The 15,841-nt window shown below is 74.0% G+C and carries 12 protein-coding genes; 6 read left to right on the top strand and 6 right to left on the bottom strand.

Going from position 1 to position 15,841, the window contains the following annotated elements:
• Positions 1-86: 86 nt before the first annotated feature.
• The gene (locus OM98_RS12870) at positions 87-1,052 is read left to right on the top strand and encodes a phosphotransferase (protein WP_010535040.1); all 966 of its coding nucleotides are present in this window, start codon (positions 87-89) and stop codon (positions 1,050-1,052) included.
• 36 nt (positions 1,053-1,088) lie between these two features.
• On the opposite strand, the gene OM98_RS12865 is transcribed toward OM98_RS12870, so the two are convergent.
• The 3 genes from OM98_RS12865 to OM98_RS12855 form a co-directional block, all read right to left on the bottom strand.
• Entirely contained in the window at positions 1,089-2,303 is a 1,215-nt protein-coding gene (locus OM98_RS12865; protein ID WP_010535039.1) for a glycine C-acetyltransferase, read from the bottom strand.
• Between the two features lie 56 nt (positions 2,304-2,359).
• Positions 2,360-3,424 (bottom strand): L-threonine 3-dehydrogenase, encoded by a 1,065-nt coding sequence (tdh, locus tag OM98_RS12860; RefSeq protein WP_010535038.1) that lies wholly within the window; start codon positions 3,422-3,424, stop codon positions 2,360-2,362.
• Between the two features lie 159 nt (positions 3,425-3,583).
• Positions 3,584-3,835: a hypothetical protein gene (locus OM98_RS12855; RefSeq protein ID WP_010535037.1), complete on the bottom strand. Its 252-nt coding sequence runs from the start codon at positions 3,833-3,835 to the stop codon at positions 3,584-3,586.
• 147 nt (positions 3,836-3,982) lie between these two features.
• On the opposite strand from OM98_RS12855, the gene hrpA reads away from it, so the two are divergent.
• The 3 genes from hrpA to OM98_RS12840 all read left to right on the top strand — a co-directional run bounded on the left by hrpA (position 3,983) and on the right by OM98_RS12840 (position 10,322).
• Entirely contained in the window at positions 3,983-7,873 is a 3,891-nt protein-coding gene (gene hrpA, locus OM98_RS12850; protein ID WP_010535036.1) for an ATP-dependent RNA helicase HrpA, read from the top strand.
• A 316-nt stretch (positions 7,874-8,189) separates the two neighbouring features.
• The gene (locus OM98_RS12845) at positions 8,190-8,804 is read left to right on the top strand and encodes a hypothetical protein (RefSeq protein ID WP_010535035.1); all 615 of its coding nucleotides are present in this window, start codon (positions 8,190-8,192) and stop codon (positions 8,802-8,804) included.
• 60 nt (positions 8,805-8,864) lie between these two features.
• The gene (locus tag OM98_RS12840) at positions 8,865-10,322 is read left to right on the top strand and encodes an NAD-dependent malic enzyme (RefSeq protein WP_010535034.1); all 1,458 of its coding nucleotides are present in this window, start codon (positions 8,865-8,867) and stop codon (positions 10,320-10,322) included.
• Here OM98_RS12840 and OM98_RS14895 read toward each other — a convergent pair.
• Together OM98_RS14895 and OM98_RS14890 are read right to left on the bottom strand one after the other, a co-directional pair.
• Positions 10,312-11,442: a serine hydrolase domain-containing protein gene (locus OM98_RS14895; protein WP_010535033.1), complete on the bottom strand. Its 1,131-nt coding sequence runs from the start codon at positions 11,440-11,442 to the stop codon at positions 10,312-10,314. The two genes, OM98_RS12840 and OM98_RS14895, sit on opposite strands and share 11 nt — an antisense overlap.
• Complete coding sequence (locus OM98_RS14890) at positions 11,432-11,905, bottom strand: VanZ family protein (protein ID WP_010535032.1); 474 nt, start codon at positions 11,903-11,905, stop codon at positions 11,432-11,434. Before OM98_RS14890 ends, OM98_RS14895 begins: the two co-directional genes overlap by 11 nt.
• A gap of 96 nt (positions 11,906-12,001) precedes the next feature.
• Here OM98_RS14890 and OM98_RS12825 point away from each other — a divergent pair, with 96 nt between their 5' ends.
• Both OM98_RS12825 and OM98_RS12820 read left to right on the top strand, forming a co-directional pair.
• On the top strand, positions 12,002-12,412 hold the full coding sequence (locus tag OM98_RS12825; RefSeq protein ID WP_010535031.1) for a DUF3039 domain-containing protein: 411 nt from the start codon (positions 12,002-12,004) through the stop codon (positions 12,410-12,412).
• A gap of 115 nt (positions 12,413-12,527) precedes the next feature.
• Positions 12,528-14,336 (top strand): DEAD/DEAH box helicase, encoded by a 1,809-nt coding sequence (locus OM98_RS12820; RefSeq protein WP_083837785.1) that lies wholly within the window; start codon positions 12,528-12,530, stop codon positions 14,334-14,336.
• A gap of 32 nt (positions 14,337-14,368) precedes the next feature.
• On the opposite strand, the gene OM98_RS12815 is transcribed toward OM98_RS12820, so the two are convergent.
• On the bottom strand, positions 14,369-15,748 hold the full coding sequence (locus tag OM98_RS12815; protein ID WP_010535029.1) for a nicotinate phosphoribosyltransferase: 1,380 nt from the start codon (positions 15,746-15,748) through the stop codon (positions 14,369-14,371).
• Positions 15,749-15,841: the final 93 nt, after the last annotated feature.

Here is a 15,841-nt window from a genome sequence, read left to right as displayed (position 1 = left end):
GATGCGGGCGCGTTCATCGTCGCCACCGGCGACGACGCCCGACGGACCTTGCCAGGGATTGCCGCCGCGTTCCGTACCCTCGGACGATGGACGAGAACCGGGTCGAGGCGCTGCTGACGGCGATGCGGTGGCGGCCCGGCGTCGACCCCGGAGACATCGCGCGTCGACCGCCGCGGCTGCGGGGCAGCGGCTGGGACAACGAGATGTGGGAGATCGGCGCCCTGCCCGACGGCACCGCGGTCGTGCTGCGGCTGCCGCACCGCGACCTGGCTCGGCCCCTGCTCGCGCGGGAGGCCCTCGCCCTCACCGCGCTGGAGACGACACCGGTGACCACCCCGCGGCTGCTGGCCGAGCTCGACGCCGAGCATCCGCACGGCCCGGCACTGCTGGTCACCTGGCTCGACGGGGAGCTGCTGCTGGACCGCGTCGCCGGGACCGCCCCCGCGGACCCGGCGGTTCAGAGGCACGCCCGATCGCTCGCGCGGGTGCTCTCCGCCCTGCACCGGCCGGTCGGGCCGGAGCATCCCCGCAGCGCCGTCCGCGGGGTGCCGCTGGCTGAGGTCGAGGCCCGTATGGAGGCGGACCTTCGCGCGCTCCCGTCGACGCTGCGCATCGCCGACGGAGCACGGGCGCGGGAGGTCCTGGGTGAGGTCTTCGCCGCGGGCCTTGCCGCCCCGGCCTGGGACGGCCCGGCGCTTTTCCTGCACGGGGACCCGCATCCTGGGAACCTGCTGGTGGTGCCCGCCCCGGGTACGCCGAGCGGCGAGGACCTGGCCCTGCTGGACTGGGGCGACGTGAGCGCCGGTGACCCCGCCGGGGACCTCGGCGACGTGCTGCTGCTGGACCCCAGCGGCGGCGCCCTGGACGCCTATCGCGCCCCGCGCGACGGAGAGGCGCTGCACGCCCGCGCCCGCGCCTGGGCCGCCCGCTACGCCGCCTCCATGCTGGCCAATGCTCACCGCGGGCAGGCGGCGTTGGGGGAGGAGCGTCTGGTCCGGCAGCTGGGAGCCTGCGCCCTGCGGACCGCCGAAGGTCTGGCGACCGACCGCTGAGCGGCCGGTCGTCCGCAGCTGAGGCCTGGGGGAGCCTCAGCCCTGCACGGCCTCCCGGGCCCCGACGAAGGCCTGCACGCAGGCCTCGACGTCCTCCGCGGAGTGCGCCGCCGAGAGCTGCACCCGGATCCGCGCCTGCTCCTTCGGCACCACGGGGTAGGAGAACGCCGTCACGTACACGCCACGCTCCAGCATCGCCTCCGCCAGCCGTCCGGCGAGCGCCGCGTCCCCCAGCATCACCGGGATGATCGCGTGCTCCCCCTCCAGCAGCGCGAAGCCCTCATCGGACATGCGCCGCCGGAACAGCGCGGCGTTCTCGAACAGCCGCGCCCGCAGCTCCGCGCTGCCCGCCACCAGCTCCAGCGCCGTCAGCGTCGCCGCGACGATCGAGGGGGCCAGGGAGTTGGAGAACAGGTAGGGACGACCCTTCTGCCGCAGCAGCGCCACGATCTCGGCGCGCCCGGAGACGTAGCCGCCGCTGGCCCCGCCGAGCGCCTTGCCGAAGGTGCCGGTGTACAGGTCCACCCGGTCCGAGACCCCGAAGTGCTCCGGGGTGCCCGCGCCGGTGTCGCCCATGAAGCCGACGGCGTGGGAGTCGTCCACCAGCACCAGCGCCCCGAACTCCTCGGCCAGGTCGCAGATGCCCGGCAGCGGCGCCAGGTAGCCGTCCATCGAGAACACGCCGTCGGTGACGATCACGGTGCGCCGGGCCCCACGCCCCTCGTGCAGCGCCGCGGCCGCCTCCAGCTGGGTGCGCAGGTCCGCGAGGTCCGCATTGCGGTAGCGGAAGCGGGCGGCCTTGGACAGGCGGATCCCGTCGATCAGCGAGGCGTGGTTCAGCGCGTCGGAGATGATCGCGTCCTCGGGCCCGAACAGCGGCTCGAACACGGCGCCGTTGGCGTCGAAGCAGGAGGAGAACAGGATCGTGTCCTCGGTGCCGAGGAACCGCGACAGCTCCGCCTCCAGCTCCAGGTGCAGGTCCTGGGTGCCGCAGATGAAACGCACCGAGGCCATGCCGAAGCCGCGGTCGTCCAGCGCGCGGTGGGCGGCGGCGACGATCTTCGGGTGGTCCGCGAGACCCAGGTAGTTGTTGGCGCAGAAATTCAGCACCTCACCGCCGGCGGCGCCGACCGGCCCGGCGGTGACGTGGGAGCCCTGCGGGGTGGTGATCACCCGCTCCCGCTTGGTGGTGCCGGCCTGCTCGATGGCGTCGAGCTCGGCGGTGAGCTGGTCCTTCAGATCCGTGTACACAAGGGGGCCTTCCGACGAGGGGATGGGGGAGGCGAGCTTGGGGCAGTGGGGGAGAGTCAGTCGTGGGCTTCCCAGTCCAGCAGCACCTTGCCGCCGCTGCCGGAGCGGGCGATGGCGAAGCCCTCCGCCCAGTCGGCGGCGGGCAGCACGTGGGAGACGGTGGCGAGCACCCGCTCGCGCAGCACCGGCGAGGTGGAGACCGTCGCGGCCATCGCGTTCCAGGTCTCGAACATCTCCCGCCCGTAGACGCCGCGCAGCGTGAGCATGTGGGTGATGACCATGGTCCAGTCCAGCTCGACGGGCCGCGCCGGCAGGCCCAGCAGCGCGATGCCGCCGCCGTGGTTCATGTTCGCCATCATCTCCACCAGCGCCGAGGGCTGCCCGGAGATCTCCAGGCCCACGTCGAAGCCCTCCTTCATGCCGAGGTCGCGCTGCGCCTGCGCCATCGTCGTCTCCGCGACGTTCACGGCCAGGTCCACCCCGGCCTCCCGTGCCATCCGTAGGCGGTGCTCGTGCACGTCGGTGATGGCCACGTAGCGGGCTCCGGCATGGCGGGCGACGGCCGCGGCCATCAGCCCGATCGGCCCCGCCCCGGTGATCAACACGTCCTCGCCGACCAGGGGGAACTGCAGCGCGGTGTGCACGGCGTTGCCGAGCGGGTCGAACAGGGCGCCCAGCTCGGGACCGACCAGATCGGACGCCCCGCCGTGCACGTGCACCCAGATGTTCGCCGAGGGCACGGCGACGTACTCGGCGAAGGCCCCGTCGCGCTGCACGCCGACGGAGCGGGTGCGGATGCACAGCTGGCGCCGCCCCGCCCGGCAGTTGCGGCAGGTGCCGCAGACGATGTGGCCCTCCCCGGAGACGCGGTCGCCGCGACGCACGTCCCGCACCCGGTCGCCGACGGCCACGACCTCGCCGTAGAACTCGTGGCCCGGGGTGAAGGGCACCGTGTCGCACATGGCCCGGGCCGACTCGTCCCAGGACTCGATGTGCAGGTCGGTGCCGCAGAGCCCGGTGCGCAGCACCCGCACCAGCACCTCGTCGCCGCCGTGGGCGGGCACGGGCAGCTCGGTCATCTCCAGGCCCGCGTGGAGGCCGGTCTTGCGGAGGGCGCGCATTGTCGTGGGCAGCGCAGCGCGGTCGTCAACCGGAACAGCAGGGGGCGCAGACATGGATCCGTCTCCGTCTTCGGTGGAGGTGCCGGGGTCTCCGGACGCCGCCGAGTCTATGCCCCGCCTTCGCCCCGTGTCCGCCCGACGGGCACGGGAAAGGGGAGGTCAGGCGGGGTGCGGCAGGCCGAGCAGGCCGCGGGCCGCGCGGTGGCGGCCACGGGTGGGCCGGGTGGCGACGGCGAGGCGCCGCGGACCGGCGGCGGCGTGCGGGGCCGGAGCCGGCGGGGCGATCTCGGCAGCGGCGCGGCGCTCGGCGCGCAGCGCCCGCAGGGCGGCGAGGTCCGCGGCGGATCCCAGGGCTGGATCCAGGGGACGGTAGACGATGGCGGCGGCGTGGTCGGCAGGTGCGGTGCTCATGCCCCGTACTCTCCGACCCCGGCTTGTGCCCCGCCCCGATCCGAGCTGTGCCCCCGCTGTGACCTGCACCCGGCCGCGGCCCCGCGACCTGCGCCGGGAGCGGAAACCGCTGGTCGCCCGCCACGACGCGCTCTAGGCTGGTCCACCATGACCGACCGCCCGAGCCCTGAGTCCGCCGTGTCCGTGCGCGCGCTGAACTATCCTGCCGAGCTGCCGGTCACCCAGCGCCGCGAGGACATCCTCCAGGCCCTGCGGGAGCACCAGGTGGTCGTCATCGCCGGCGAGACCGGCTCCGGCAAGACGACCCAGATCCCCAAGATGCTGCTCGAGCTCGGCTACGGCGAGCACGGGAAGCTGATCGGGCACACCCAGCCGCGACGCATCGCCGCCCGCTCCGTCGCCCAGCGCATCGCCGCCGAGCTGGGCGAGACGCTGGGGGAGGGCACCGTCGGCTACCAGGTGCGCTTCACCAAGGAGACCTCCCGCGGCACCCGGCTGAAGCTGATGACCGACGGCATCCTGCTCGCCGAGATCGCCCGCGACCGCCTGCTGCGCCGTTACGACGCGATCATCATCGACGAGGCCCACGAGCGGTCCCTCACGATCGACGTGATCCTCGGCTACCTGCGCCAGATCCTCCCCGAACGCCCCGACCTGAAGATCGTCATCACCTCGGCGACCATCGACCCGGAGTGCTTCGCCGCCCACTTCGCGACCCGCCTGCCCTCGGGCGAGGAGCGGCCGGCGCCGATCATCGAGGTCTCCGGCCGCACCTACCCCGTCGAGGTGCGCTACCGCCCGCTGGTGCTGGACGCCGAGCTCGCCGAGGCGATGGGGGAGGAGATCGACGAGCTCGAGGACATCCACTCCATCGAGCGGGACCTCACCCAGGCCATCACCGACGCCGTCGACGAGCTGACCGGCGAGGGACCCGGCGACATCCTCGTCTTCCTGCCCGGCGAGCGGGAGATCCGGGAGATCTCCGAGGCGCTCACCGCGCACCTGGCCCGGGGCACCCGCGGCCGCGGCGCCCTGCCCGTGGAGGTGCTGCCGCTGTTCGGCCGGCTCTCCGCCCAGGACCAGCAGAAGATCTTCTCCCCGCCGCCCGCCGGCACCTACCGCCGGATCATCCTGGCCACCAACGTCGCCGAGACCTCGCTGACGGTGCCGGGCATCCGCTACGTCATCGACTCCGGCCTCGCCCGCATCTCCCGCTACTCCCAGCGCACCAAGGTGCAGCGCCTGCCCATCGAAGCGATCTCCCAGGCCAGCGCGAACCAGCGCGCCGGCCGCTCGGGCCGCACCGCCCCCGGCATCGCCATCCGCCTGTACTCCGAGGAGGACTTCGCCGGCCGCCCCGAGTTCACCGAGCCGGAGATCCTGCGCACCTCCCTGGCCTCCGTGGTGCTGCTGATGACGGACCTCGGCCTGGGCGACGTCGAGTCCTTCCCCTTCGTCGAGCCCCCCGCCAGCCGCGCCATCACCGACGGCGTGCGCCTGCTGGAGGAGCTCGGCGCGATCGAGGCCGACCCGCAGGCCCCCGGCGGCCGCCGCCTCACCGAGGTCGGCCGGCGCCTGGCCCGCTTCCCCCTGGACCCACGGATGGCGCGGATGCTGATCGAGGCCGACCGCCTCGGCGCCCTGCGCGAGGTGCTGGTCATCGTCGCCTTCCTCTCCATCCAGGACCCCCGTGAGCGGCCGCTCGGGCAGGAGCAGCAGGCCCGCCAGCAGCACGCCCGTTTCGACGACGAGACCAGCGACTTCCTCACCGCCCTGAACCTCTGGAACCACCTGCAGGAGCGCCGCGACGAGCTCTCCTCCTCGGCCTTCCGCCGCGAGGTGCGCGGCCAGCACCTGCACTACCTGCGGATCCGCGAGTGGTGGGACCTGCATGCCCAGCTGCGCGACATGGCGAAGGACGTGGGGCTGCGCCGCAACGACGACGCCGCCTCCCCCGAGCGGATCCACCAGTCCCTGCTGTCCGGTCTGCTCTCCCACGTCGGCCTCTACGAGGAGCGCAGCCGCGAGTACTCCGGCGCCCGCGGGGCCCGCTTCGCGCTGTGGCCCGGCTCGGTGCTCGCCAAGCGCCGCCCCGACTACGTGATGACCGCCGAGCTGGTGGAGACCTCCCGGCTGTGGGGCCGCATCGCCGCCCGCATCGACCCGGCCTGGGCCGAGGAGATCGGCGGCCACGTGGTGCGCCGCTCCCACTCCGAGCCGCACTGGTCCTCCAAGCGCGCCAGCGCCATGGCCCACGAGAAGGTCACCCTGTTCGGGGTGCCGCTGGTCGCCGACCGCGTCGTCGGCTACGGCCGCATCGACCCCGAGGCCGCCCGCGAGATCTTTCTCCAGCACGCCCTCGTCGAGGGGGACTGGCGCACCCGCCACCACTTCTTCCGCGACAACCAGGCGCTGATCGCCCGGCTCGAGGAGATGGAGGCCAAGACCCGCCGCCGCGACCTGCTGGTCTCCGACGAGCAGCTGTTCCGCTTCTATGACGCCCGCATCCCCGCCTCCGTCGTCTCCGGCCGTCACTTCGACACCTGGTGGAAGAAGCAGCGCCACGAGACCCCGGACCTGCTCACCCTCACCGAGCAGGACCTGCTGGCCCCCGACGCCGAGGTCGAGCACCTCGCCCAGGACTTCCCCGACTCCTGGCGGCAGGGCGACATCACCCTGCCGCTCAGCTACGCCTTCGGCCAGGTCGGTGCGAAGGGCGCCGACGGAGTCACCGCCACCGTGCCGCTGGCGGTGCTGAACCGCCTCACCCCGCGCGGCTTCGACTGGCTGGTGCCGGGCATGCGCGAGCAGCTGGTCACCGAGCTGATCCGCTCCCTGCCCAAGCCGATCCGGCGCCACCTGGTGCCAGCCCCCGAGCGCGCCAAGCAGGTCGCCGGCACCCTCCACGAGGACGACCCCGACGGCGGCGAGCCCTTCCTCGAGGCCGTCGCCGACGAGCTGGTGGGCCTGCCCGGCGTGCCCGACGACCTCCCGCTGTACGGCCCCGAGTTCGACGTGAGCCGGCTGCCCGCGCATCTGCGCATGCACTTCCGGGTGGTCGACGAGAAGAACCGCCAGATCGGCGCCGGCGACGACCTCGAGGCGCTGAAGGCCCAGCTCAAACGCCGCATGGACACGGCCGTCTCCACCCAGGGCGACGAGCTGGCCCGCACCGACCTGACCGCCTTCCCGGATGGCGGCGTGCCCGCGACCCACACCTCCGAGGTGGGCGGCCTGAAGGTCACCGGCTACCCGGCCCTGGTGGCCCGCCGCGGGCCGGACGGCCGCGTCACCCGGGTGGACCTCGCCGTACTCGCGACCGCGGAGGAGCAGACCCTCGCCCACCGCGAGGGCGTCATCGCGCTGCTGGACCGGGCGCTCGGTACCGACCTCGGCGCCGTGCTGAACGCCCTGCCCAACCCCACCAAGCTGGCCGTAGCCGGCTCCGACTACGCCTCCACCGCCGCCCTGCTGGCCGATGCCTCCCGCGCCGCCACCGACCACCTGCTGGGCCAGGAGGAGGTGCGCACCGCCGAGCAGTTCGCCGCGGTGCTGGCACGGCTGCGGGCCTCCCACGACGAGGTCGCCGCGGGCGCCGTGAAGGACGCCGCCGCCGCGCTCGCCGTGAACGGGAAGCTGCAGAAGGAGATCTCCCGGGTGCCGGCACTGTCCGTGCTCGGCCAGCTCACCCGCATCCGCGAGCACGCCGCGTCGCTGCTGGGCGACGGCTTCGTCTCCCGCACCGGCATCGCGCACCTGCCGGACCTGCGCCGCTACCTCGAGGCCGACCGGCTGCGGCTGGAGAAGCTGCCCGAGAACCCGCGCCGCGACGAGCAGCTGAGCTGGCAGGTCCAGAGCCTGCAGGAGTATTGGGACCAGGTCCGCGCGGGGCTGAGCACCGCCCGCCGCCGCGAGGCCGCGGTGCAGGAGATCGACTGGATGCTCGAGGAGCTGCGCCTCAGTCTGTTCGCGCAGTCCCTCGGCACCCGGTACACGGTCTCCGACAAGCGGATCCGCAGCGCCATCGCGGCCCTCTGAGTGACCGGGGCCACAGTCCGGGCGGTCTGACGAAGGTTTTGCCCGGGACGTGCGGGGGCCACCTGCGGCGACGACCCGTCCCCGGTCCGGCGGCCCGGCTCGCCGCGCTGACCGGTCACGATCAGGTCACGGGAGGCTGGGAGCGGCTCGGTCAAGGAGTTCATGGGCGGGCAAAGGGCGGCCCGATTCCCGCTCGGGAACGACAACGGTGCAGTTCACTGCGGGGTTCCGCGTCCGTAGCGTCGAGGGTGCCCATTCGGACCCGGGCGGCCACCGCCGCCCTCACCGTTCCCCCAGGCCCCCGAAGGTGCCCCCTATGTCGCTCTGCCCCGCCGTGCTCTCCCGTCGCCACCTCGTCCTCGCCGCCGCCGGCACGCTCGGCCTGGCCGTCGTCGGCCAGACCGCCGCCCCCGCCCTGGCCGCCCCCGCCGAGGGCGAGGACGGGCAGTGGTCCGAGGAGTTCCTGACCCGCGCCGAGACCCGCGAGTTCTTCGCCCTCGACGCCATGGACGAGTGGCAGGAGCAGAACGCGAAGTTCATCATCGCGGTGATCAAGGGGCACGAGCTCGACGCCGAGGCCGCCCAGATCACCCTCGCCACCGCCATCGTCGAGGCCTGGCTGTACAACTACGAGCCCGCCGTCGACCTCGACTCCGGCGGCATGTTCCAGCAGCGCCCCTCGATGGGCTGGGGCAGCGAGGCCGAGGTGCGCCACAAGAAGCGCGCCGTCGACGCCTTCCTGGGCCTCGGGGAGCACTCCTCCTGCCCGGGCCTGCTGCAGGCCGTGCCGCACTACGCCTCCGGCGACCTCGGCGCCGCCGCGCAGACCGTGCAGGCCTCCGCCCACCCCGAGCGCTACGCCGAGCAGATCCCCGCCGCGAAGGCCCTCTGGGACCGTTACGCCGACGAGGTCGAGCCCTACACCGACTGATCGCGGCGGCGCGCCTCGGAGCGCACCCACGGAGCCGTCGCGGTCGATACGCTGTGCCTCATGTCACCGTCTCCCTCCGTCAGCTACTCCATCACGATCCGCCTCGAGTTCGAGGCCCGCTCCGCCGCCGTCAGCGACATCACCGGTCGCATCGAGCAGCACGGGGCCACCGTGACCGCCCTGGACGTCTCCGCCTCCGGCCCCGAGCGGATGCGCGCCGACATCACCGTGCTCACCGCCGGTCACGACCACGCGATGGAGGTCGTCGACGACCTGCGCGAGCTGGACGGCGTGGAGCTGGGCAAGGTCTCGGACCGCACCTTCCTCGCCCACATCGGCGGCAAGCTCACCGTCGAGTCGAAGGTGCCGATCCGCCACCGCGACGACCTCTCGATGGTCTACACCCCGGGCGTGGCCCGCGTCGTCAAGGCCATCGCCGACAACCCCGAGGACGCCCGCCGCCTCACCATCAAGCGCAACACCGTCGCCGTCGTCTCCGACGGCTCCGCGATCCTGGGCCTCGGCGACCTCGGCCCGCTCGCGGCGATGCCCGTGATGGAGGGCAAGGCCGCCCTGTTCAAGCGCTTCGCCGACATCGACGCCTTCCCGATCTGCCTGGACGCCCACACCGTCGAGGAGATCGTGGCGCACGTGAAGGCCATCGCTCCCGTCTTCGCCGGCATCAACCTCGAGGACATCTCCGCGCCGCGCTGCTTCGAGATCGAGGACCGCCTGCGCGCCGAGCTCGACATCCCCGTCTTCCACGACGACCAGCACGGCACCGCCATCGTCGTCGTCGCCGCCCTGCGCAACGCCCTGCGCGTGGTCGAGAAGGACATCCGCACCGCCCGCATCGTGCTCTCCGGGGCCGGCGCCGCGGGCACCGCGATCCTGCGTCTGCTGCGTGCCGCCGGGGCCCGGGACATCGTCGTCACCGACGTCGACGGCATCGTCCACGAGAACCGCCCCCAGCTCGAGGGGCGCCTGCCCTGGATCGCCGACGTCACCAACCCCCGCGAGCTCACCGGCACCCTGCAGGACGCCATCGCCGGGGCCGACGTGTTCATCGGCGTCAGCGCCGGCAACATCCTGAGTGCCGAGGACGTCGCCACCATGGCGGAGCGCTCCGTGGTGTTCGCGATGGCCAACCCCACCCCGGAGATCGACCCGGCCGAGGCCGCCAAGCGCGCCGAGGTGGTCGCCACCGGCCGCAGCGACTTCGCCAACCAGATCAACAACGTGCTGGCCTTCCCCGGCGTGTTCCGTGGCCTGCTGGACGCCCACGCCACCAAGGTGGACGACCGGATGCTGCTGGCCGCCGCCAACGCCCTGGCCGACGTCGTCACCGCGGAGGAGCTGAACCCCACCTACATCGTGCCCAGCGTCTTCCACGACGGCGTGACCAAGGCCGTCGCCGGCGCCGTGGAGCGGGCCGCCCGCGAGGAGGCCGGCACCGTGGACACCATCACCGGGGCGATCTCCGCGGTCTACGCGGACGAGATCAGCATCAACGGCTGAGCGCGAGCGCCGCGAGCCGGCGCCGGGCGCCCTCGACCGTGAACCATCGACGGTCGGGGTGTACCCGATTGCTCAGCAGCGCCCACACGACCCCCGAGCCCGGCTCGGCCCCCACGGTGGCGCCGGAGAAGCCGCTGTGCCCGAGCACCGGTGCGGCCGGGTCCGGTGCTTCGACGTCCTGGTCGAGGCGCACCCCGAGCCCCTGTCGCCACGCCTGGCCCGTGGTGACCCCGGCCGGGAGCTGATCGGTGCGCAGGAGCGCGTGGGAGGCGGGGGAGAGCGCGAGTCCGGGGGAGCGGTCCGCGAGCCCCCGGCCGATCGCCAGCAGCGCCGCCATGTCCGCATGGATCCCCGCGTTGCCGACGCCGCCCAGCGCCCAGGCCGCCTCGTCGTGCGTGGCGCCGCGGGGCGTGCCGCGGCCGGGCACGTCCCCGGCCTCCGTCGCCGCCGCGGTCAGCGGCTCCGGCACGGTGCCGCGGGGCGTGCCGATCCAGTGCGCGCCCGCGGCACCGGTGGGCTCCAGCACCAGCGTGCGGGCGAGCTCCGGCAGCGGGCGGGCGGTGAGGGCCTCCAGCAGCAGCCCGAGTCGCATGAAGCCGATGCAGGAGTACTCGTGGACGGTGCCGGGCTCCGTGACCGGGGCCGCGGTGCGCACCCTCGCGAGGCCGGCCTCGCGGTCGGGCGCCTCCCACAGCGGCAGGGTCGGCGGAAGGCCCGCGGTGTGGGTGAGCAGGTGGCGGGCGGTGATCCGCGGATCGGAGCCGTCCAGGGTCTCGGCGACCGGGGCGTCGAGATCCAGCACGCCGTCCTCGACCAGCCGCAGCGCCGTGAGCGCGGTGACGACCTTGGTGACCGAGGCGAGATCCATCCGGGTGGCGGGAGAGACCGGGGCCGGGGGCTCGGGGCGGGTGCCCGGGAGATGGGTCCGCCCGGCCGCGAGCACCACGGGGCCCTCCGCCCAGGCAGGGTGGTCCACCGCGGCGACCGCACCGACCGCGCCCTCCATCGGTGCGGCACCGCTCGGCGCGGCACCGGCGACCGGCTCCCGCCGGGCCGCGGCGGTGAGCTCGGCGAGCAGCGATTCCAGGGCGGCACGCACCGCCTCCCGGTCAGGGGTCATCGCGCGTCCTCGAACTCCTCGACCTCGTCGAAGGACGCGGCTTCGTGCGCTCCCGCCAGACACGTTCTGCCCCCCGGATGCCCAGGCCCAGAGCCACGCCCGCGAGGTCGGCGAGCAGGTCCGCCCCGTCGGCCGAGCGCTCCGGCAGCAGCGCCGCCTGGATCACCTCGATGAGCAGGGCGTGGGCGATCGCGGCGAGCACCACCCAGCCCATCGGGAAGCGCTGCGCCGGGGCCAGCAGCCGCCCGGCCGCCCACACCGTCAGCGCGAACACCCCCACGTGCACGATCTTGTCGACCCCCGGCACCCCGGCGCCGGGCGCCGCGGCGGGGATCGAGGGCAGGTAGAAGCCCACGTTCGCGACCAGGGCGAGGACCAGCACCGCCGCCCGGGCCGGCAGCGACCCGCCCGCCCGGCGGACCTCGGCGGGCAGGCGGCTGAAGAACTCGGAGAGCGCATCCATGCGCAGGATTGTCCCACCCGACCCCGACAGGGCAGCGGGCGGGGCTCGGCTACCCTCGGAGCAGACCTCCGACCGCCCCGGCACCAGGGAGCACCCATGTCCGCGCACCGCTCGTCCCTCGCCCGCCCCGCCGCCTCCACCTCCGATCCCTCGCGCACGGATCCGTACCAGGACCAGCCCGGCGCCGCGCCCGGCTCCACCGCCGTCCTGGACCGGCACCTGCAGGAGCGGGAGGAGCGCACCGACGACGGCGACCACGACCGCTTCGCCCACTACGTGCGCAAGGACAAGATCACCCAGGCGGCCCTCGACGGCTCGCCCGTGATCGCGCTGTGCGGCAAGGTGTGGGTGCCCGGGCGCGACCCCGAGAAGTACCCCGTCTGCCCGCAGTGCAAGGAGATCTACGACGGTATCCGCCAGCCGAACGACGGCGGCGACGGCCAGGGCGGCTCCGGCGGCTCGGGGCGCGGCGGCGGCTTCCGCGGGCTGTTCGGCGGGCGCCGCTGACTTGACGGGACGGGGCCGTCGGGGGCGGCGGCGGGGTCGTCCTCGCCGTCCTCGATTTCCTCACACCCGCGGTGACGAAGGTTCGTCGGGGCCCGGCGGTACGGTGGTCCACGCCGTGAATCCCACTCCCTCGCACCCCAGCACCCACGACCCGCGCCAGCCCTCCCAGGCCGCCGCCCGGTCGCTCCCGCCGGCCTACCCGGAGCGTGCCGCCTGGGGCACCGTGCCCAAGCTCCGCGCCTGGCAGGCCGAGGCGCTGGAGATGTACCGCAGCCGCGCGCCCAAGGACTTCATGGCGGTGGCGACGCCGGGCGCCGGCAAGACCACCTTCGCCCTGCAGATCGCCGCCGGGCTGCTCGCCGAGGGCACGGTGCGCCGGGTGACCGTCGTCGCCCCCACCGAGCACCTGAAGACCCAGTGGGCCGATGCCGCCGCCCGCGTCGGCATCTCCCTGGACCCGAACTTCTCCAACGCGCAGGGCGCCCACGGCAGCCACTACCAGGGCGTGGCCCTGACCTACGCGCAGGTCGGCATGCACCCGGCCCTGCACCGCGCCCGCACCGAGGCCGACCGCACCCTGGTCATCCTCGACGAGATCCACCACGCCGGCGACTCGCTGACCTGGGGCGACGGCGTGCGGGAGGCCTTCGACCCGGCCGTGCGCCGGCTCTCCCTGACCGGCACCCCCTTCCGCTCGGACTCCTCGCAGATCCCCTTCGTGGAGTACGAGGAGGACGGCGAGGGCTTCCTGCGCTCCAAGGCCGACTACGTCTACGGCTACGGGGAGGCGCTGCGCGACCACGTGGTGCGCCCCGTGCTGTTCATGACCTACTCGGGTCGCATGCACTGGCGCACCAAGACCGGCGACGAGGTCTCCGCCCAGCTCGGGGCGCTCGAGACCAAGGACATCACCCAGCAGGCATGGCGCACCGCCCTGGACCCGAACGGCGAGTGGATCCAGGCGGTGCTCGCCGCAGCCGACCGCCGCCTCACCGAGGTGCGCCGTCACGTGCCCGACGCCGGCGGCCTGGTGATCGCCACCGACCAGAAGGCCGCCCGCGCCTACGCCGCGACCCTGCGGGAGATCTGCGGCGAGGAGCCCACCGTGGTGCTCTCCGACGACGTCGGGGCCGGGAAGCGCATCGAGGACTTCTCCGCCTCCACCGACCGCTGGATGGTCGCGGTGCGCATGGTCTCCGAGGGCGTGGACGTGCCGCGGCTGTCGGTCGGCGTCTACGCCACCTCGACCGCCACCCCCATGTTCTTCGCCCAGGCCGTCGGCCGCTTCGTGCGCTCCCGCACCCGCGGCGAGACCGCCAGCGTGTTCGTGCCCTCGGTGCCGATCCTGATGGCCCACGCCTCCGCGATGGAGGACGAGCGCGACCATGTGCTCGACGCCCGCCCCGAGGCCGGCGACGCCGAGACCGGGCTGGACGAGTCCCTCATCGAGCAGGCCAACCGGCCCGAGCAGGCCTCCGACCAGCTCGAGATGTCCTTCGAGGCCCTCGAGTCGCAGGCCAGCTTCGACCGGGTGCTGTTCGACGGCGGCGAGTACGGCTCCGGCGGCGTCGAGGGCAGCGAGGACGAGCAGGACTTCCTGGGGATCCCCGGCCTGCTGGACGCCGATCAGATGCGCACCGTGCTGCAGCAGCACCAGGCCGAGCAGCAGGAGCGTCTCAAGCGCTCCGGCGGCGCCTCCCGCCCCGAGCAGCCCCGCGCGGTGGACCACCGGCAGCTGATGGAGCTGCGCAAGGAGCTCAGCTCCCTGGTCTCGGCCTGGTCGCGCAAGTCCGGCACCCCGCACGGCTCGGTGCACTCGGCGCTGCGCTCCCGCAGCGGCGGCCCCGCCGTGGCGCAGGCCAGCGCCGAGCAGATCCAGGAGCGGATCGACGTCGTGCGCGGCTGGTTCGTCGGACGCCGCTGACGGTCGACGCGGGGGAGGGGTGCGGGAGGGACTCAGCCCAGCACGCGAGCGGCCTCGGCGCCGTCGGTGACGGTGCCGATCGCGGCGGGCCCGTCCGGGCCGTCCTCGGGCCGCAGCCCCAGCTCCGCCAGCGACGTGCGGTGACGCTCCCGCGCGGCCGCCAGCGCCTGTGCGGGGGAGGCCTCCTCGACCCGTCGGCCGTCCCGGATCAGCGGCACCTGCAGCGGACGCAGGGTGGCGCGGCGCCAGGCGGGGGCGGCGTTGCGGTCCAGCAGCGCCGTGGTCAGCTCCCGCTCGAACTCGGCGACCTCCGCCTCGCCCGGCAGCACCAGTTCCGCGCGGGCCCTCTCGCCGACCAGCATCCGGTAGGCGCTCTTGCCGGCGCCGAGGGTGGCCTTGTCCTCCGAGCGCTTGCCGACCGGCTGCATCGTGCCGTCGGCACCCTCGCGCTCCACCAGCTTGTAGACGAAGCCGGGGGCGGGGTGGCCGCCGCCGGTGACCAGGCGGGTGCCGATGCCGTAGCCGTCCACGGGCACCCCGGCCAGCTCCTCCAGGCGGAACTCGTCCAGGTCGCTGGTGGCGGTGATGCGGGTGTCGTGGGCGCCGAGCTCGTCCAGCAGGGCCCGGACGATCCCGGCCTGGGCGCGCAGGTCCCCGGAGTCCAGACGCACCGCGCCGAGCGCGGGCCCGGCGATCTCCACGGCCGCGCGCACCGCGGAGGGCACGTCGTAGGTGTCCACCAGCACCGTGGTGCCGGCGCCCTGCGCGGAGATCTGCGCGCGGAAGGCCTCGGCCTCGTGGTCGAACAGCAGGGTGAAGGCGTGGGCGGCGGTGCCGGCCACGGGCACCCCGTAGCGGGCGCCCGCGGCCAGGTTCGAGGTGGAGGCGAAGCCCACCAGGTGCGCGGCGCGAGCCGCGGCGACGGCGGCCTGCTCGTGCACCCGGCGCCCGCCCATCTCGATGCAGGGGCGCCCGCGGGCGGCGGTCACCATCCGCGAGCCCACCGAGGCGACGCCGCTGTCGTGGTTGAGGATCGAGAGCACCACCGTCTCCAGCATCACCGCGTCGGCGAAGCTGCCCTCCACGCGCAGCACGGGAGAGGTGGGGAAGAACAGCTCGCCCTCCGCATAGCCGGTGACGTCGCCGGTGAAGCGGTAGTCGGCGAGGAAGGCCAGGGTGTCCTCGTCCAGGGTGCCGGTCGAGTGCAGGAAGTCCAGGTCCTCGGGGGAGAAGCGGAAGTCCTCGATCGCCCGCAGCACCCGGTCGGTGCCCGCGAGCACCCCGTAGCGGCGGCCCTCGGGCAGGGAGCGGGTGAAGACCTCGAAGACGCAGCGGCGCTGCGCGGTGCCGGCCTCGCGGGCGGCGCGCAGCATCGTCAGCTCGTACAGGTCGGTGAGCAGAGCGGTGGTCACCGCACCACCGTAGTGGGTCCGGGCCCGGTCCCGCGCTGTGCACGGATGCCCCGTCCAGGTCGCGGACCGTAGAATCGACGCGATCCCGCGGGC

Origin of the sequence: Brachybacterium squillarum M-6-3, from assembly GCF_000225825.1 — a bacterium.
In the GTDB taxonomy this organism is placed as follows: Bacteria; Actinomycetota; Actinomycetes; order Actinomycetales; family Dermabacteraceae; genus Brachybacterium; species Brachybacterium squillarum.
Note: the sequence above shows the minus strand (reverse complement) of the source record. Positions and strands in the feature narration are given on the sequence as shown.

Excerpts from the sequence above, each read along its gene's own strand:
- OM98_RS12870 (WP_010535040.1), top strand. The coding sequence starts at position 87 with ATGGACGAGAACCGGGTCGAGGCGCTGCTGACGGCGATGCGGTGGCGG.
- tdh (WP_010535038.1), bottom strand. The coding sequence starts at position 3,424 with ATGCGCGCCCTCCGCAAGACCGGCCTCCACGCGGGCCTGGAGATGACC.
- OM98_RS12855 (WP_010535037.1), bottom strand. The coding sequence starts at position 3,835 with ATGAGCACCGCACCTGCCGACCACGCCGCCGCCATCGTCTACCGTCCC.
- hrpA (WP_010535036.1), top strand. The coding sequence starts at position 3,983 with ATGACCGACCGCCCGAGCCCTGAGTCCGCCGTGTCCGTGCGCGCGCTG.
- OM98_RS12845 (WP_010535035.1), top strand. The coding sequence starts at position 8,190 with ATGTCGCTCTGCCCCGCCGTGCTCTCCCGTCGCCACCTCGTCCTCGCC.
- OM98_RS12840 (WP_010535034.1), top strand. The coding sequence starts at position 8,865 with ATGTCACCGTCTCCCTCCGTCAGCTACTCCATCACGATCCGCCTCGAG.
- OM98_RS14895 (WP_010535033.1), bottom strand. The coding sequence starts at position 11,442 with ATGACCCCTGACCGGGAGGCGGTGCGTGCCGCCCTGGAATCGCTGCTC.
- OM98_RS14890 (WP_010535032.1), bottom strand. The coding sequence starts at position 11,905 with ATGGATGCGCTCTCCGAGTTCTTCAGCCGCCTGCCCGCCGAGGTCCGC.
- OM98_RS12825 (WP_010535031.1), top strand. The coding sequence starts at position 12,002 with ATGTCCGCGCACCGCTCGTCCCTCGCCCGCCCCGCCGCCTCCACCTCC.